Origin of the sequence: Okeania sp. (assembly GCF_035285525.1) — a bacterium.
GTDB lineage: Bacteria > Cyanobacteriota > Cyanobacteriia > Cyanobacteriales > Microcoleaceae > Trichodesmium.
This window is the reverse complement of record NZ_JAYKGW010000033.1, coordinates 1-19,708: the sequence shown is the minus strand read 5'-3', so window position 1 is coordinate 19,708 and position 19,708 is coordinate 1. Positions and strand designations below refer to the sequence as shown.

The following is a 19,708-nucleotide window of genomic DNA, read 5'->3' as shown; positions in this document are numbered from 1 at the left end:
TTAATCTTTGGAAATTTAATCACAGGGGTTTGGAGACCAAACCCGTACAGTTTCTTTTCACCAATCAAAAAGTAAGTAAAAAAACTGATTTTTCGGGAACCCTAACTCTGGCCTGTTCCCTACTCCCTATTCCCTAGCCCATAGCGCTATAAAATTTAGCAACCTTTTATGAGTTATTGCATAAATCCTCAATGTCCTAATCCTCAAAATAGTGGCACTCCTTTATTTTGTCAAACCTGTGGTTCCCAACTGTTGCTGCAAGACATTTATCGAGTTATTCAACCTCTCGGTGGCGGTGGTTTTGGTAAAACATTTGAAGTGGAAGACTGTGGCATTCCTAAAGTATTAAAAGTTTTGCATAATAATCATCCTAAAGCAGTTGAATTATTTCGACAAGAAGCTGAGGTTTTAAGTAGTTTAAATCATCCTGGTATTCCTAGAGTTGAAGCTGACAGTTACTTCACTTTTCGACCTAGAAATAATCAACAACATTTGCATTGTTTGGTGATGGAAAAAATTGCCGGGATGGATTTAGAAAAATATATGCAGCAACGGAACTCTGAACCTATTTCTCAAAAGGCAGCATTTAGATGGTTAAAACAGTTGATAGAAATTTTACATGAAGTTCATCAACAAGAATATTTTCACAGAGATATTAAACCATCGAATATTATGATTAGAGAAAATGGTCAGTTAGTATTAATTGATTTTGGTACAGCTAGAGAAGTCACTCAAACTTATCTACAAAAACTAGGAGGGCAACAAGTAACAGGAATTATTTCCCCTGGTTATACACCATTAGAACAAGTGAATGGAAAAGCTGTGCAGCAATCTGATTTTTTTGCTTTGGGGAGAACTTTTGTTTATTTATTAACAGGTAAGCAACCTAATAATTTTCCTGAAGACCGGAATACGGGAGATTTAATTTGGCGAAATAGTGTTAAGATATCAAAAGATTTGGGCGATTTTATAGATTATTTAATGAAGCCTTTTCCAGGGAATAGACCTCAAAATACACAAGATATTTTCAACTATTTAAACAATATAAATGAGGGAAAACATAGTTCTGGTTTGCCTAAAAATAATCAGAAACAAAATCAATCAACAGTAGTTTCCTCTGCTCCTGAATATGAAGTATTTTTGAGGCGTTTTTTCGCTTTGGCTTTAGATAATATTATTCTGATAATTGTAACGGGATTATTAGGTAGAATCTTTCTAGGTAATCAATTTTTGCCCGATCAAATAATCAATTCAATAGGTGGTTTTGGATGGTGGATAGGTTGGAGTTCTTTTAGTATAACTACAGAAATTTTCGGTATTATTTTGATGATTTTTATAGGATTAGAGGCAAGAGTATTTGACGATTCATCATATATAGTAACTCTAATTTTTGTCTTATTCACTACTGTATTAAATTGGTTTTATTTTACGCGACGTGAAAGTTCACCAGCAAAAGCAACTATTGGGAAAAAAATAATGGGAATTGTCGTCACAGACTTAAATGGAAATCTCATATCATTTGGTCGTGCTAATACCAGGTATTTCGCTAAAACAATTTCCTTAATAACTCTGCTAATAGGGTTTATTATGGCAGCTTTTACCAAAAAAAAGCAAGCATTACATGACAAGATAGCTGGTACTTTAGTTGTTAAAAAAGTCTTAATTAAAAATTAAACTTTACATATAATTCGGTTATATAAAAACACGGTTCATATAATACCAAAATTCATAAGGTATCAATCTCATAGACTCATCTAATTTCCTTCTTCCTTCTTCCTTCTTCCTTCTTCCTTCTTCCTTCTTCCTTCTTCCTTATCTTAACATTAATTGTGATCTAGATCATTATTTATAGCATACTAGAATCACAAGCAAATCTCAGTATTATCACCAATTATTCCAGGAATAAGTCACTGAGTCAATAAATTACAATAACATATAATAATATTATGTTCCAGATTAGGGAGATAGAAAAAAATATGGCTCTATTAATTCGCCCTTCAGATAACTTTAACCAAAAAAATAGTTTTCTATTACAGAAACAGTTAGAAAAAATTCTAACTACCAGGTCAGAAAATTATTGTGTAGTAGATCTTGCTACTCTAAATTCTATTAATAATTATGGATTAATGACTTTAGTCGCATTGCATCGTATAGCTAGGAAAAATAATTGTCACCTATATCTAATTAATTTGAATGATTCAGTTAAATATTGTTTAGAGTTAACTGGACTAGACCGAAGATTTGAAATTAAACAGGAGGTAGGGTAAACCTATCCTCATTCTAGAAATTTCTCCAGATAAAAACTTCTATAAATTTCAACAATGACTCTCGAATTTAATATTTTTTAGTAAGTTTCGTGAAAATAAATTTGCTAGTTGAGAGAGGGAAAAGGGAATAGGAAACGGATAACAGAGAGTCATTTCAGTTATAAGTTATCAGTTATAACGCTGCTTTTAGGGAACAGGCAACAGGGAACAGGTATGGAGGAAGAATGAATAGCCTATAATATAATGTTTTTAGCTATTGGACACCTCCTGCAATTTGTAAATATTAAGTCCGCACATTGCTATATCAGTTATCAATACCTCTGGCTTCCGCTACCGACGCACTTGAGACCTTATTTTTCTTCAACAAAATATGTCATTTCAGTTATAAGTTATCAGTTATAAGTAGAGAGTGAACCTCCGAATTTAGTCGAAGGCTGGAAATACTGAGTTAAATATTTTTTCATCCCCGAACAAGGGGAAGCTTTATACCTCATTTTTTTGGTAATTAAGATTAGCTAAATAAATCTAAAAGTATTTACATATAGCGCTTGAGGGAACAGGCAACAGCGGTTGTTTTCGGCGCTTGAGCCGACATGGAAAGCGCAGCATTCCCTATACGAAAACGCTGCGCGACATGGAAAGCGAAGTATTCCAAAGGAAAAAGCGGAGCTTCCCGAAGGGTGGGATGGATAGGTTCCCTAACCATATCCAATCAACCAAGAGAGGTATGGAGGTATGGAGGAAGAATGAATAGCCTATAATATAAGGTTTTTAGCTATTGGACACCTCCGGCAATTTATAAATATATAAGTGCGTACATTGCTATACTAATGCTTTTAGGCTTTTTAATTCGTGAAAAGTACCTGGTTTTGAGCTGCTGAATGCTCACGCATCTTACCATTTTCCGCACATCGTTGGACAACAAAATTACTCCCCATCACCCCATCACCCTATCTCCTTAAAAATACTTTTTCAGCAAACCCTAATTAGGACTAGCTGATTCAATATCAAAGAGAATATTACAATAAGGGTAAATTTTCATAATTGTTAAAAAAGTCTTGTTTAAAATCTAACCAGACGTTAAGATAATAAAATATAGCTATAATATTCAAACTTAGTCAAAAATTACTTCTGACTTCTAGCTATACATGGGGCTGTGGCTCAGATGGATAGAGCAAGCGCCTCCTGAAGTATCGGGCACTATGAGAGGAAACTCCATGAGTGAATGTGGTCAAACTCAAGGAAGCCTAAGTCTTTTATACAGATAAGGTAATCTTGAGCCAAGCTTTACCTAAATTTTTGGTAAAGAAGGTGCAGAGACTAGAGTGTTAAGGAGTAACTACAATTCTCCCTAAGCGTTAGGCCACCACCTAAAGCTATTACAGCTATGGTGAAGGGATAGTCCGGAGAGTGGGGAAACTCACACAAATCTGAAGCGCTAGGTCGCGCGTTCGAATCGCGCCAGTCCCGTTAATTAGGGTTTGCTGAAAAAATCAGAGTGGGGTCTGGGTGGGAAGTGTGGGAAGATAGAGACCTAAGAGGAATAATTTTTCCTTAATTTTTCTACCCTTAGTATCCGTAAAATCCTGACTTTTGATTGTTCGGGGACTGTGCTTGAGAGACCTAAAAGCATTTATCTTTAATCAGCAAGCCCTAGTTAAGAGTTAGGATTTAGGGGAGTTTTATAGGAAGAAAGAATTGATAATTTTTGTACGATAATTGATTTAATTTTTTATTTCTGAAGATGGCTATTAGACATCTCTCATAATTTACCTAAAACCTCTGGCAAAAGGTTATTACATCTTAATTGTCGGAAGTACCTACTGTTCCAATAATAATCTCCCAATTTCTTCTTGTAATGATTCTAATGGTATAGTCAAACGCTGAAGACAAGTATTATAATTATGTTCAGCATCTTCTATAGACCAATTCAGATTATTTTTCATTTCCTCAGTTGTTTTAAACCGAAATCCATCATAAACTGAGCAATATTCTTCAACAATAGGAATTGCTCCACACATAGCAGCTTCAAAGAAACGATAAGACCAGGTGTAATCTCCAGAGGGACAAAGTACAAACTGTGAATTTGCTAATAGCCTAAAATATTCGTCATCCCATGCTTTAATAGGGAAATTTCTACCACGTTTTGAAGACCAAAATAGTATATCTTTATATCTAAACTTAATTGGCTTTAGTCGATCCTGAATACCTAACTTATGCTCAAGTTTTGATTTAATTCTTGAAAATAAATTAGGCTTGCCAAATCTTTTCCAGTTAATTTGGGATTGGGGATATTGAAGTTTTATAACTCTTTGAAAGAAATCTTTTCGACTCTCAGTTATGAGTCCAGCAAATGAGAATTTTATATTTCTAGGCTGACACCAAAGTGATTTAGAGTAAGCGAAAATTGAGTGAGGAAAAATTAACGGACGTTCTATAAAGCCAATAGATGTTTGAGGCTTTGAATGTACAATTACAATTCCAGACAGTTTTGGGGGTAGCTCGTTGTTGACTTTATATCTAACACCAAATTTTTCCTTTGGCCATAGAAATTTTTCTTCGTCTTTAGGTTCTAAGTAAACTTCATAATTTGTCTCCATTATTGCATGAGCTAAACGTATACTTTGAATTAGCTGAAAAGGTAAATCTAGAGATAAGGCTTTAACCATCAGTAGTATATGTTATTAATATGTAACAATTATATTATTTATTATAGGAAGAGAATAGGGAAATGGCAACAGGGAACAGTTTATACTATATGTTACGGCCAAATTTTCTGATAGTTAGGGTCGAAACTTTACCATTTTGAGACTACAACAGCTAAAAACCTGCAACTTTTTTCAACATAAAAAAAAGCTATAACCTTCATTTGTAAACGCTTTGAGATTTAATCAGCAAACCTTACTTAGGGCTGGTTGAAAAAGTCTTTTAGTAGCAGGGAGAAGCCAGAATCGAAAATCGGTGAATCCTGAAGGAATAAGAATTACAGAAAAGGTACGAGAAAGAATTATCCCTTGATTTACGGTTCCCACCAAATCGGCTAATTATGGCAGAAAATCCTAGACTTTTTAGTTTTCAAGACTTAAAAGCTGGTACTTTTGACCTACCTAAAAAAGCTATAACCTTCATTTGTAAACGCTTTCATCAATAATTCAGCAAACCCTACTTATGTTTAACGATCATAGAAGCTTAATATATATCTTGTGTGACATACTTTACTTATAGGGAAAAGATTTTATCCTTGTGATTCTAATTCTTAAAATGCTAAAAGGTTTACTGTCAAAGGCTTCCCAAATTATAGAATTATTTACCCGACATATTAGCTACTCCGGATGGTACATAATACTTTCTGAATATTCATAATAGACAACTTCTCCATCTGTAGTTTTACAGATGGTTTTTTATTATTTTAGATATTATGACTTTCAGAGTAGTTCTTAGTAAAAAATTATATAAGGAATTGAAAATTTCTCGAATTTCCTATTTTTTAGCAGGATTTTTGGTAACTTTTTGGATTGGTTACCAGCAATTTGTAGGTAGTATTGAACCTCCTCAAGCTTTATTGGTACTTGGTGGCTCTATAGAAAGAGAAGTATTTGCCGCAGAATTTGCTCAACAACATCCTCATCTGGATGTTTGGGTCTCTTCTGGTACTAACCCAGAATATGCAGAATGGTTATTTTCTGAGGCGGGAATCTCCCAAACTCGTTTACATTTAGATTATGATGCTGTAGATACTGTTACTAATTTTACTACAACAGTTGATAAATTAAAATCTCAAGGTATTACCAGTGTTTATTTAGTTACCTCCGATGACCACATGCGTCGCGCTAGAGTTATTGGCCAAATTATTTTGGGTAGTAGGGGAATTAATTTTCAACCCCTACCAGTTCCTTCTGGGCGATCGCCGGAACCTATTGAAAAGGCAATTCGAGATGGAATAAGAGGAATTATTTGGTTAACTACTGGTTATACAGGGGCAAATTTTTGCCATCAATAGACTTCTGGAAAAAGTAAAACTTAAAGATTTTTTCTTACCTTTTTCTCGAAAGTATTTTGCCTATTTATTATTCCTAATCTTTGCAATAATTCTAATTTTCTGCTTCAGGTTCTAAAGATTCTTGAACTAAAACAAAAGGTTGTACTATTAAAGCATTAAACTTTTTAGTATCGTTATTATTCCAAATTGATAATTGTTCTGCTGAAGGTTTATAAATAAGTTTTTGACTAATCCAATCTTGTACAGAAGATTTGTGATCAGAAGCGATCGCTACTCCTACATCTAACAAATCCAATTTTTGGTCTATAATTACAACAGAATCACGTTTCACATGGGGTACTAACCAATTCCATTCGGCTACATCCAAATTTTCAGTTAATTGTTCTCTAGTATGTTGCATTTTCTTTTTAATTAAATTTATTAAATAAAGCAGTTATTTCAGTTATCAGTTATCAGTTATCAGTTATCAGTTAGCACTCAGCCATTAGTAGGATAATATTTTTTATAGTTTCCTAATGAGTATTTTAACCTCTATACCATCAGGTTGAAAGAAACTGGGGATTAACCAAAATTCAAAAATCTGAATGCTGAATGCTAATAGCTAATATAGCAATCCTAAATTAGGTTGCAACAAATCAAAAAGTAAATAAAACAACTGAAATTCTGATCTGTTTCCAGTTAGTTAAGTGTTCCCTATTCCCTAAAAGTAATGAAATTTTGTACAGGAATCAAATTAGAATTGCTATAGTTAGTTAAGCTCCTAAATCGTGCATTTTATTAATTATATCTGCACATTTATGACTAACTTCTTGTAACTCTTCTTTTTTAGTTGATTTAGGAGGAGGTAAAATTTCTCCTATTCTGACAGTTATTGGTACAGAATTAGCTATCAAACCTTGACGCTTGACTAGATGAGTACCCCAAATACACACTGGTAATAATGGTACTTTTGCTTTGGCCGCAATTAAAGCAGCACCTAACTTTGGTTCTGTAATTTTACCATCAGGAGTACGAGTTCCCTGTAAAAAAATACCTGCTGCCCATCCTTCTGCTAAACTATTCATAGCTGAACGAATAGCGCTTCTGTCTGCTGAACCCCTGTTTACAGGATAAGCACCATATAAAGTAATTATTTCTTTCAAAATTGGCACTTCAAATAATTGCTGTTTTGCCATATAAGCAACGGGTCTTCTGACAGAAACAGATAAAATTGGAGGATCTAAATCACTAGCATGGTTACTAACTATGACTAGAGGTCCTTGTTGTGGAACATTTTCGATGCCGTAAGTATTACTGTGGAAATAAAAACGCAGTATGGGAGCTATTACTGACCATTTTAATAAGCGATAAAGAACTAAATTCTTAACTGGTTCACGATTTCTAGTCACGGTATTATAGGGAGTAGGGGAGTAGGGGAGTAGGGGAGTAGGGGAGCAAGAGAAATTATACCACTTTCCAAACTTATAACTGCTAATAGCTGAATACTGAAAGTTATCTCTATAGTTTTTCCCTCTTTTTAGCTGAATGCTTACCTTATTTTTAGTGTCAAACTGGAATCTGCTCTCAACTATTGATATTTACCAATTCAATATTTGAACAGGTACGTTTAATTAAACCAGTAAGTACCTTATTTCAAAAGTTCCACAAATCTAAATTTTTGGAAAAATCTTACTCAGAAAAAAGTATTAGAAGTTGACAAAGGATTTTATCAACTATTTAACCTTTATTATCCCAGGCCAGATACTTGTACTAAAATTAAGCATTCAGCTTTTAGCCGTCAGCTTTTAGCTATAAAATTTTAATCTTAAATAGATAGGAGGTTTGAATGAATTATAGACTTGAAAACTGAATTTTTTACTCAGATTTAATTTTGAATAATCAAGCTTTTATCAAAAACTAAAAGTAGTAGCTGGTAGCTTATAGCTGACGGCTGTTTGCGGATCATTCGGCAGGAAATTCTTACTACTAAAAAGATTTTATTTTTAACTTTTGACTTAATTAAATACCATTCCATTCAAAAATTACTGCTCCCCAAGTTAATCCTGCTCCAAAACCAGAAGCAGCTATAATATCTCCTGATTTAACTTGATTTTTCCTAACAGCTTCGTCTAAAGCTAGAGGTATAGAAGCAGCAGAAGTATTGCCATAATTTTGGAGATTACTAATAACTTTCTCTGAGGGAATATTCAATCTACTAGCAACAGCATCTAAGATTCTTTGGTTGGCTTGATGTAATAATAACCAGTCAATTTTATCCACACTAATATTAGCTTTAAATAAAGCTTTTTCTATGACTTCTGGTACTTTTTGTACCGCAAAACGATAGACTTCTTTACCATTCATTATTATTGGTTGATAAGTACCTTGACTAACAGTTACTCCCTCAATTATTTTCTTTTCTTGGGGTTGGAAAGGAAGATTTAAACAGTCATTTTGACTACCATTACTGCGAAGTTCAAAACCCAGGAGGCGATCGCTTTCTGAAGCTTGTAAAACCACTGCACCTGCGCCATCTCCAAATAAAACACAAGTTCTTCGGTCTTCCCAGTCTACCCAACGAGAAAGAATATCTGCTCCAATTAATAAGACATTCTGATAAACTCCACTACGGATAAACTGTGCTGCTGTAACTAAACCAAATACAAAACCAGAACAAGCTGCGGTCATATCAAAGGCTACTGCTTTCTCGGCACCCAACTCCCATTGTACTTGACTAGCAGTACCAAATAAATCATCTGGAGTAGATGTAGCCAAAATAATCAGGTCAATATCTTTAGGAGTAATATTTGCTTGGTCAAGAGCTGCTAGAGAGGCTTGAGTTGCTAGACTACATAATGATTCTGTGGTATCTGCTAGTTGTCGTTTAGTAATGCCAGTCCGAGAGCTTATCCATTCGTCAGAAGTTTCTACTATTTGGGATAATTGTTGATTATCTAGAGATAGTTTTGGTATAGCAGAACCACTTCCTGTGATAGAAACACCTATATTTGTCATCTGTTAGTTTTTAATTATTATTGTTTTTTTCATATTACTTTCTAATTTTCATTAACCTTATTCTGAGGTTATACTGAATTAAATTGAAACAGTTCAATTCTCAATTCTCATCTTTTTCAAGCTATGAGTTTACAGAAATATTGAATAATGAAAATTCAAAATTTTGCTAAAAAAAGTTATTATAGAGTTCAGCTATAGCAATCCATGCTTATGTTCTGACAAATCAAAAACTAGAAATAAACTCCGATTTTTCGGGAAGCGTAAGTTTTAGCCATTGCTCATTGCCCATTGTCTCCATACTGAAAAGCAGTGAGATTTTTATACACAAATATATTAGAGGATTGCTATACTAGAAGTAGAAGTCAGCTTTCAGATTTTCCTTGGTTATCCTAGGCAAACAAATCCCTAAAAGTAAAATTTACTAATTTTAGCCCTTCGCTTTTTTTTATAAATTTTTCTTCTCCTTAAAAACTAATTCTTTCTGTTGATCATAAGTAAAATTAATTATCGCGCATAAATCATCAATTATTTACCGAATAACTAATAATTAAATAATTCAGGTTAAACCTTTTAAGGAAAAAAATAAACTTTTTCCTTTTAGTAAATCCTCTCGTTTTACCTTTTCAGGAGAATTAATTATTAATTATTAATTTATCTAATTAACAACTACTGACTTTTTCTCTTCAGGTATATACTTAGAATTGATTCGTTCCAGCACTCTATTTTTAACAGCTTCTTTAGCTGAACGAATTGCATTAGATATAGTTCGTGCTTTAGAGGAACCATGACTAATAATACAAATCCCTTCTACTCCTAACAATAATCCTCCTCCATGCTCCACATTATCTATTCTTTGTTTCATCCTTTTTAAATTAGGGCGCAATATAGCAGTGCCAATCTTTCCAATTAGACCAGGAGTCAATTCTTCCTTCATCATTTGGAGTACAGAATCACCCACTGCTTCTGCAAACTTTAATAAAACATTACCTGCAAAACCATCACAAACTATCACATCAAATTCACCAGATAAAACATCACGACCTTCTGCATTACCAATAAATTTAATTTGATTATTTTCTGCCAATATTTGATGAGTTTTTAGTGCCAAATCATTTCCTTTTGATGGTTCTTCCCCAATATTAAGTAGTCCTACTTTTGGTTCAGAAATCCCCAAAACATACTCACTATAAATTGACCCCATAACTGCAAACTGCTCTAAATATTTGGGGCGACAGTCCACATTAGCTCCCACATCCAATATCAGGACTGGTTTCTTGGGAACAATAGTGGGTAAAACTGCCCCAATTGCTGGACGGTCAATTCCTGGTATTCGTCCCAAACGCAGCAAAGCAGAGGCCATTGCAGCTCCTGAATGGCCTGCGGAAACTACAGCATCTGCTTCTTTTTCCTTGACTAAGTTCATAGCAACGTTAATTGATGCCTTGGACTTGCGCCTAATGGCAGTCAAAGGCTCTTCATCCATTTCTACTATGTCCTCGGCAGGAACTATTTCTGGAAAAGGTTGATTTGATTGGTGATTTATACAGGCTTTAATTTGTTGAGGGTTGCCAACTAGCAATACTTTAACACCATAAGCTTCTTGAGCTTTGAGTGCTCCCTGAACAATTTCTGATGGGGCATGGTCCCCACCCATAGCGTCGATTGCGATTCGTGTAGGTGTTATTCCCATTTTTCAAAGTTACAGAAACCTTCAATATTTTATCAGTTAATTGATTATCTATTGGTAAGCATTCAGCTATTAGTCATCAGCCGTCACCAAATCCTATCTAAGATATGAAAATAGCTTTAAATGAATATCACCTTTAAAGTCGCCTTTGATAATAAGATTCAATTTACCTCAAGAAAGCCAAGCCTTTATTTCAAACTCAAATAAATAGCTGACTCCTGAATGCTTACATTTATTGACTTTTTACTTAGGAAAAATTGCGATTTACTAATTAATAATTGATACAGCGTTCCTATTTTTATGAAGTACAATTATCGCGGACAATATGTCTGCCATACAATAATTTTACTGTTTATATCTTGTACATAATTTAGCATAAATATGCTGTAATGAGATATAATTTTCATTGTCTACTATTGATGACCAATTAATCAAATTATGCTAATTCATAGAAGCAAAAAAGTATTTTATGATTCTCAAGATCATAAATTAATAGCTGACAGCTATAAGCTAATTGTTAAATGCTTACTTATCAATTTATTTGATTAACTGCCTCTTGCAATTTTTCTACTATTTTTTGATTTTTATGGCTACGACTACCATATAGTCTAGCTGTAAAAATTTTGATAATTTCTAAGATATCTCTGTCTAAATCTTCTTCTTCTGTGGATTCAGAACAGTGATTAATTATCACAATTTCTGTGCCAAAAATCTCACAAATGGTAAATATTAGTTCCGCACCAAATCTTAGTAAACGGTCTTTATTTGTTAATACTAAACGCTCTACTTTTTCTGAGCAGATCATTTTGATTAATCTGACAAGTCCTCTTTTTCGATAATTTATTCCTGAACCTAAGTCTCGGATAATTTCTACTAGCCATCCTTGATTATTACAGTAGGCTTCTAATACCATAATTTGTTTGTCTAAATTGGCTGTTTGCTCAGAATTAGAAACGCAGGCATAACCAATGGTTTTACGTTCTCCAGCTTTTAGTCCCAGAAGGGTGGCAACATCATATCGGCGATGTCCATTTTTGGTTCTTTCTGAATGGATTTTGCCTTCTCGTTCCCATCTTCTCAGGGTACTTTCTGCTACTCCTAGTAGTTCGGCAGCCTTTCCTATAGAAATTTTGCTCATTTTCCATGATTAGCATATTTGGTAAGCAATTTTAGCAAATAATTAGTCAATTTTTTATAATTTTTAATGTATTACAAAAAATAATATTTTTATTTTTAAATATAAAATTAAATTATTATTGTTGGAGATTTAACTATTCCGCAATAGTAATGAATAAATTTTCTATTTCCAAAATCACAATTAAATTACTTACTATGAATTTGCCGAAGTTGGATATTTAACTATTTCCAAAATCACAATTAAATTACTTACTATGAATTTGCCGAAGTTAGAGATTTAACTATTCCGCAATAGTAATGAATAAATTTTCTATTTCCAAAATCACAATTAAATTACCTACTACGAGTTTACTAAAGTTAGAGATTTAACTATTTTCAAAATCACAATTAAATTACCTACTACGAGTTTACTAAAGTTAGAGATTTAACTATTGCGCAATAGTAATGAATAAATTTTCTATTTCCAATAACATAATTAAATTAGCTTTTGAATCATTGTCTAGTGCTATATTTCAATTCGCTGTGATGAAAAAATTTGAGAAACATCAAATTGATATATGTGGGAATTATTTAGCTACGGAGTCATAAATTTGTGGCTCGAAATGGCAGGAATACAAAATATTGGGCAGGATACTGTAGCTATCCTTAAATGGCAAGCAGGTGTACCCGAATTAATTTCGCCGAAAAATTCAGATCAAACATTAACCCTAGAAATAGATGAATACTTAGAAAGTCTAAAAAGAAAAGGATTACTAACTGCCGATACTCAAGGTATCTGGATACAGTCAGAGCTCAGACCTCTACATAATCACAAAGGTACAACTCCCATTCCCAGTGCTTCTTTAACAAAAATCGCTACATCCTTAGCTGCACTAGAAACTTGGGGACCTCAACATCAATTTGAAACCTTAATTAGTACCACAGGTCAAATTTCCAACGGTGTTTTACGAGGAGATTTAATTGTTAATGGTGGTAGTGACCCTTATTTTCTCTGGGAAGAAGCGATCGCCTTGGGTAACGCCATACAAAAATTAGGTATTAATCAGGTGACAGGTAATTTAGTTATAGTAGGGGATTTTGGGATAAATAATAGGTATGACCCTATAGTAGCTGGTCAGTTTTTGCAAGAAAGTATAAATTCAGCAACTTGGTCTAGAAATGTCAGAAGTATTTATAACCAAATGCCACCAGGAACAGGGATGCCGAAAGTAGTAATAGGTGGTTCTGTGATATCCCAAAAATCTGTATCCAAGAAAACTCCAATTATTAGACACAAATCATTACCGCTGATATATATTCTCAAAACCATGAATGTGGAAAGTAAGAATGACTTAGCTCAGAGATTAGCAAAAAATTTGGGAGGAGCAAAACTTGTCGCTAAAAAAGCAGCTTGGAGTGCTGGAGTTCCAGAAAGGGAAATAAAATTAATTAATGGTTCTGGTTTAGGAGTAGAAAATCAGATTTCCCCAAGAGCGGTAACTGCAATGTTGGTAGCTATTCAACGAGGTCTGCAAAATTCTGGATGGGTTATTGCTGACTTGTTTCCAGTATCTGGCTATGATACGGGAACTTTGGTAAAGCAGTCACGGAATATTCCGAAGGGAGCGATGGTTAAGACTGGTACTTTGAATGATGTTATTGCTTTGGCGGGAGTTTTTCCAACCCAGGAACAGGGTTTAGTTTGGTTTACGATGGTTAACCGGAGTCCTTATTGGGACGAAACACGAGTGGAGCAAGATAAATTTTTACAGAAATTAGTAAAAAGATGGGGGGAAACTAAACCACCTAGAGCTATTCTTCCTCAGATACATGGCGATCGCTTGGGTTTGGGAGATAGTCGGAGAAATGATATTCTTTTCCCCTAAGTCCTACAAAAAGTAGGGGCGGGTTTTTGAGTTAACTCAGTTAAAAAGCAGTCAACTATACTAAACCCGCCCCCGTTTTGAGGTTTTTCTCAACCATTCTTCCTTCTTCCTTTTTCCCTCTTCTTTCTTTCTTCAACTGTACTCAACCCGCCCCCGTTTTGAGGTTTTTCTCAACCATTCTTCCTTCTTCCTTCTTCCCTCTTCCTTCTTAAATTCTAAATTTTTCCTCCCACTTTTTCCCTGTATTTTGTTGTAAATACTCTGCAAAAGAATCCCATCCATTTAACTGTAAATACAAATGAGTAGCAATTTGATGTTTACAAATTGTGTGACGGTAAACCATATCAGCACAACTACAACCAATATTATTCACTTCAGCTACAGTTCCTTTAATTCGATTTATTACCAGAGAACTAACAGCAGTTAACTTAACTTCTAACTTTTCTAAAGTAGCTCGATTATATCTTTCCAGAAAAGCGTTTATTTCAGAATTAGCAATAAAAAAATTGCCATTTTCTGTATCTATATTAATCCCAGAAATCTGAAAACTATAACTCATAACTTTGCTAAAATTAGGATGCTTAATTTGCAGAAAGCAGAGTAAGCAATTTATCAATTTTGCTTTAGATAAAAAAGTGCTACACTTTCCTTTTGAAGTTCTATACACTATTTGGGGAACTTGATTAACCCCAACAACTGTAACACTTTCAATTTTAATTTCTAATGGTAATAATGGCTGAATTTTTTCATGATTTTTGCCGAAAAAATGAGTGGATTTAATACCAATGCAATTAACCATGATATAATCCCCCTTGTGATTTAGCTTTTTGTTCCAGGCGCTCTCTGAAAAAGCTGATCGGATGAGCGCCTTTTTTATATTACAATTATACTTCAAATATACTGGATTGACAACCATTTAAAATCAATCCTTGTAGTAAATTCAAATCTTTACTACAAATATAGCAATCTTATTTTATTTGTGTATAAAAATCTTACCGCTTTTAAGGAAAAGGGAACACTTAACTGGGAACAGGGAGGAGTTTCTATTTTTTTTATTTACTTTTTGATTACCCGCAACCTCCGCACGGATTGCTATAGATAAAATTCGATCTAACATTTTAAACAAAAATGACTAATAAAAATGTCTCAAGCTTTCTGCTATGAAAGAAGGGGATAAAAAAAGAAAATTCAGTTATTAATACTTCTTATTTTAGTAAGAGATATTAATAACTGAAGTGATTATTAATTATCTTTAAAATTCTTGCACATTATCTGTTACCTATTCTCTAATTACCAAAAAGTGACAATATTTTTTAAATGAATAAAATAGGATGGCTATATTAAGTGTTATATATATTTGAAAAAATGTGAAAAAAATGCTAAAACAGGCTCCTCCATTGTCAGCACTCCGCTCTTACCAATCAGCTAGCCTTTATATGGAGAAACTTAGTTAACAGCAAATAGAATAATTCCTTTTGAGGTCAAACGGGCTTACTTTAAGCAGTATTTATTCTCTCTCAATTTTTCAATTGTTTTTACCGAATAATTAATAATTAATAATTAAATAATTCAAGTTAAAAGCCTCTTCTTTAAAAAAGATGTTGATAAAGCATGGCTAAAAGAGAGAGGTAATTATTCATTATTCATTTATCTCTAATTGTTAAGAGTATGCTGAAAACAGAAACATTTCAACCTGAAAATTTTGATATCCTGATAGTCGATGATATTTCTACTAATCTGAAGTTGTTAAGATTAATCTTAGAACCTGTAGGTTATAATCTAACTTTTGCCCAGGGAGGTCATCAGGCTATAGAAATTATTAAAGGTACAAAACCGGATTTAATTTTGCTAGATTTAATGATGCCTGATATTGATGGATTAGAAGTTTGTAAGCTGCTAAAAAGCAAACCAAAATATGCTGATATTCCCATTATTTTTCTCACTGCTAGTAATGAACAGGAACACATAGTCAATGCTTTTGAATTAGGAGCCGTTGATTATATTGATAAACCATTTAAAACAGCCGAACTGTTTGCGAGAATTCGTCATCATCTACTTCTAAAACATACAATAGATGAATTAAAATCTACACAAATAGAGTTGGAAGATGCTTTAGCAGAAGTTCAAAAACTTGCAAATACTGACCCACTTACAGGAGTCTTAAATCGTCGTAGTTTATTTAATGCTGCTCATCAAGAATTTAATCGTGTTCGTAGATATGGTCCCCCTTTTTCTATTTTATTAATGGATTTAGATAACTTCAAAAAAGTTAATGATAATTACGGTCATCAAGTGGGAGATAAAGCTTTGTGTACAGTAGTTAAAACTATTCAAAATACCATTCGCAAAGTGGATTTTTTAGGTCGATATGGTGGAGAAGAATTTATAGCTATTTTACCTGAAACTCATGGAGAACAAGCACTGATATTGGCAGAGCGAATTAGAAAAACTGTAGCTAATCGCGTTATTAAAACTGACCCAGGGAATCTTCAGTTAACTGTTAGTATCGGGGTGACTACATATTCTGTTAATGATCAGAGCATAGATGATATGATACTAAGGGCAGATCAAGGAGTTTATCAAGCAAAACAACAAGGAAGAAATCAGTGTTGTTTAGTATATTAAGTGCTTATTTTAATAGTTAATAATTAATAATTAACAATTAATAATTAGGGTTTGCTGAAAAATAAGGGAACAGGAAACAGAGTAGCAGCTTTTAGGTCAAAAAGTTAAAAAAAGTTAGCAATAAATGCCTCACCCTTGAGAGAAAAATTAAGAGACAATTCTTCCTAACTTCTACTCCTGGGAAGAGTTATATAGAATCCGGTTACAAGTGTCTATGTTCATAATTCTATCTACACTTCAATTACCCCTACTTCCCCAACTATATAATAAGTATTTAACCGGATTTTATATTAGGGGTGAGTTTACTTCCTACTCCCTACCTTAACAATTTTATCATTTTGAAGCAGCAAGAACCAAAAAAAAAAGCTATTTTCGTAGCATGATAAACAGAAATATTAAACGCAAATAGCTATACAATTATATGTTAATTTATTGATAGGAAATAAGATGCTTAAACCCTGATTTTCTAGTTAACAATTATCAGTTATCAGTATCTCTAAGAATAAGGAAGTTATAAATACTAAGTTTTCGATTTTATTTCCTTTCAAAGAGATGCTTAAAAAGTGATTTTTGGGGGTTATCATTTAACAGTTATCAGTTATCAGTATATCCGACAATAGGAAAGTTATAAATACGAATTTTTCGATTTTATTTCCTTTCAAAAAGATGCTTGAACCCTGATTTTCTAGTTAGCTGTAAGTAGTAACTATCAAGTTCATATCGGTTTGGAGACCAAACCCCTACAAGTAAATATTTGTTTTTTTCCAACACTTATTATTGATCAATAAGTTTAAGCTCTGGTTAAGCTTCACACCCTAAAAATAAGGATTTAAAAGTTGGCGATCGCTACCGCGTTAATAATAAGCACTATCAGTCATTATGGCAATGATTCTTAGGTATTAATTTTTGCCTATTTTCTTGAGAGTTAATGGCTGACAAATGACATTTTACCAGACTTTTTTTGAAGCAAATTTTAAGTTATATCAAATACTTTTGCTTTGGAAGATAATAATCAACTGAGTTTATCAAAGATAGATATTATTTCAGTTATCAATTTTAAGTTATTAGTATCTCCTGGAATAGGAAGACTGGAAATATTAAAGTTTATTTCTATATTTTTTGGTTAGTATTGTAGGATATCTAATATGAATGAAAATCTCATAGGTTATTTATACTAATACTACTATTATATTAGTTGTCATCATCTCCGACTGAAGTAGGATGGTTATAATACTGAAGTTTACTCCTTTATTTTTTGGTTAGTATGGCAATAAAGCTAATACAAACCTAGTTTCTATACTTAATTTTTACTAATATTACTAAATTTAGTATTAAATTTATTCAGAAAATCTATAGCAGATTTTGATCAAACGATGTACAGAGTAAATAGTGAAAATCTTGTAGTGCGGGAATCTTGCCTGCGCGTGTGTATTTCATAACAACGGAAAGCGCTGTAAATGAAATTACTATTTGAGGGGAAGGCTGGGAATAATTTCATCTATTTCTATCATTATTTTTCTAGTTTATCTCAGAGCAAAAATGATTTTCTGATAGTGATTAATCTCTGCATCGGATAATTCTCGGTCAGCTTTTTTTCTATCTTTTAGCCATCTATCTAAAACTTGGTAGCTACCGATTTTAAATTCCCATACTTTCTGACTAACTCCTGTAAAATAACAATTTTTGTTAATCCATATTTTTTCGTTGGTCGAATCATCTCTAACTTCTTTAACTAGATTTTTACCATTTCTTTGATAATTAATAGTTGTTTTTTCTTCTGGATGGAAAACTGGTAAATTTTTGAGTAAATGTAGATTAACTAATAATTCGCCTTTAGTTGTTAATTTTTGGAATAATTGATTATTGCTGGTGAAGGGAAGATCGTCACTATCGAAAGAGAAAGCTGGGAGTAATTTTATCTATTTCTATCATTATTTTTCTAGTTTCTCCCAGAGCAAAAATGATTTTGCCGACTCATCAGTTGGGGGATAGATAAATTATGATTTTTGGCAATCAAGGAGAATTTTAGTAAATTTTCCCACCTCATCTCTAGGTAGATAAAATCATCACTATATATATAGATAAATAAATTTTCATACTCAATTTTTCTGTCTGACTATCTCAAGGGAAAGTTGGGAGTAATTTCATCTATTTATATCATTATTTTTCTAGTTTCTCTCAAAGCAAAAATGATTTTGCCGATTCATCAGTTGGGGATAGGTAAATTATGATTTTTGGCAATAAAGGAGAATTTTAGTAAATTTTGCCACCTCATCTTTAGGTAGATAAAATTATAACTATATATATAGATATCTGACTATCCAAAAGGAAAGCTGGGAATAATTTTATCTATTTATATCATTATTTTTCTAGTTTCTCTCAAAGCAAAAATGATTTTGCCGACTCATCAGTTGGGGATAAGCAAATTATGATTTTTGGCAATCAAGGAGAATTTTGGTAAATTTTGCCACCTCATCTCTAGGTAGATAAAATTATAACTATATATATAGATAAATAAATTTTCATACTCAATTTTTCTGTCTGACTATCTAAAAGGAAAGTTGGGAATAATTTTATCTATTTCTATCATTATTTTTCTAGTTTCTCCCAGAGCAAAAATGATTTTGCCGATTCATCAGTTGGGGATAGATAAATTATGATTTTTGGCAATCAAGGAGAATTTTAGTAAATTTTCCCACCTCATCTCTAGGTAGATAAAATCATAACTATATATATAGATAAATAAATTTCATACTCAATTTTTCTGTCTGACTATCTAAAAGGAAAGTTGGGAATAATTTTATCTATTTATATCATTATTTTTCTAGTTTCTCCCAGAGCAAAAATGATTTTGCCGATTCATCAGTTGGGGATAGATAAATTATGATTTTTGGCAATCAAGGAGAATTTTGGTAAATTTTCCCACCTCATCTCTAGGTAGATAAAATCATAACTATATATAGATATCTGACTATCCAAAAGGAAAGCTGGGAATAATTTTATCTATTTCTATCATTATTTTTCTAGTTTCTCTCAGAGCAAAAATAATTTTTTGATAGTGATGAATTTCTTCATCCCATAATTCTCGGTCAACTTTTTTTCTATCTTTCAACCATTTATCTAAAACTTGGTA

The 19,708-nt window shown here is 32.9% G+C and carries 13 protein-coding genes; 5 read left to right on the top strand and 8 right to left on the bottom strand.

From position 1 onward, the window contains the following. Positions 1-168 precede the first annotated feature (168 nt). Both VKJ25_RS03500 and VKJ25_RS03495 read left to right on the top strand, forming a co-directional pair. Complete coding sequence (locus VKJ25_RS03500; protein ID WP_324235239.1) at positions 169-1,674, top strand: protein kinase domain-containing protein; 1,506 nt, start codon at positions 169-171, stop codon at positions 1,672-1,674. 302 nt (positions 1,675-1,976) lie between these two features. Then, a complete protein-coding gene (locus VKJ25_RS03495; protein ID WP_324235238.1) occupies positions 1,977-2,267 on the top strand; it encodes an STAS domain-containing protein in 291 nt (96 codons plus the stop codon). A 1,820-nt stretch (positions 2,268-4,087) separates the two neighbouring features. Here VKJ25_RS03495 and VKJ25_RS03490 read toward each other — a convergent pair. Continuing rightward, a complete protein-coding gene (locus tag VKJ25_RS03490; RefSeq protein WP_324235237.1) occupies positions 4,088-4,936 on the bottom strand; it encodes a hypothetical protein in 849 nt (282 codons plus the stop codon). Positions 4,937-5,685: 749 nt separating this feature from the next. On the opposite strand from VKJ25_RS03490, the gene VKJ25_RS03485 reads away from it, so the two are divergent. Then, entirely contained in the window at positions 5,686-6,267 is a 582-nt protein-coding gene (locus VKJ25_RS03485; protein ID WP_324235236.1) for a YdcF family protein, read from the top strand. A gap of 91 nt (positions 6,268-6,358) precedes the next feature. Here VKJ25_RS03485 and VKJ25_RS03480 read toward each other — a convergent pair whose 3' ends face one another. The 5 genes from VKJ25_RS03480 to VKJ25_RS03460 form a co-directional block, all read right to left on the bottom strand. Further along, positions 6,359-6,667, bottom strand: coding sequence for a DUF2288 domain-containing protein (locus VKJ25_RS03480; protein ID WP_324235235.1), 309 nt, complete (start codon positions 6,665-6,667; stop codon positions 6,359-6,361). Between the two features lie 352 nt (positions 6,668-7,019). After that, complete coding sequence (locus tag VKJ25_RS03475; RefSeq protein WP_324235234.1) at positions 7,020-7,655, bottom strand: lysophospholipid acyltransferase family protein; 636 nt, start codon at positions 7,653-7,655, stop codon at positions 7,020-7,022. A 610-nt stretch (positions 7,656-8,265) separates the two neighbouring features. Next, positions 8,266-9,261, bottom strand: a complete 996-nt coding sequence (locus VKJ25_RS03470; RefSeq protein WP_324235233.1) for a beta-ketoacyl-ACP synthase III — start codon at positions 9,259-9,261, stop codon at positions 8,266-8,268. Positions 9,262-9,916: 655 nt separating this feature from the next. After that, positions 9,917-10,951, bottom strand: coding sequence for a phosphate acyltransferase PlsX (plsX, locus tag VKJ25_RS03465; protein ID WP_324235232.1), 1,035 nt, complete (start codon positions 10,949-10,951; stop codon positions 9,917-9,919). A gap of 529 nt (positions 10,952-11,480) precedes the next feature. Continuing rightward, positions 11,481-12,086, bottom strand: a complete 606-nt coding sequence (locus VKJ25_RS03460; RefSeq protein WP_324235231.1) for an IS607 family transposase — start codon at positions 12,084-12,086, stop codon at positions 11,481-11,483. Between the two features lie 556 nt (positions 12,087-12,642). Here VKJ25_RS03460 and VKJ25_RS03455 point away from each other — a divergent pair. Next, positions 12,643-13,950 carry a D-alanyl-D-alanine carboxypeptidase gene (locus tag VKJ25_RS03455; protein WP_324235230.1) on the top strand — a complete coding sequence of 436 codons (1,308 nt, stop codon included), beginning with the start codon at positions 12,643-12,645 and terminating at the stop codon, positions 13,948-13,950. A gap of 208 nt (positions 13,951-14,158) precedes the next feature. Here VKJ25_RS03455 and VKJ25_RS03450 read toward each other — a convergent pair whose 3' ends face one another. Then, a complete protein-coding gene (locus VKJ25_RS03450) occupies positions 14,159-14,749 on the bottom strand; it encodes a hypothetical protein (RefSeq protein ID WP_324235229.1) in 591 nt (196 codons plus the stop codon). A gap of 869 nt (positions 14,750-15,618) precedes the next feature. Here VKJ25_RS03450 and VKJ25_RS03445 point away from each other — a divergent pair. Next, positions 15,619-16,575, top strand: coding sequence for a diguanylate cyclase (locus VKJ25_RS03445; RefSeq protein ID WP_324235228.1), 957 nt, complete (start codon positions 15,619-15,621; stop codon positions 16,573-16,575). A 1,523-nt stretch (positions 16,576-18,098) separates the two neighbouring features. On the opposite strand, the gene VKJ25_RS24440 is transcribed toward VKJ25_RS03445, so the two are convergent. Then, positions 18,099-18,494, bottom strand: coding sequence for a type ISP restriction/modification enzyme (locus tag VKJ25_RS24440; protein ID WP_375340297.1), 396 nt, complete (start codon positions 18,492-18,494; stop codon positions 18,099-18,101). Between the last annotated feature and the right edge of the window lie 1,214 nt (positions 18,495-19,708).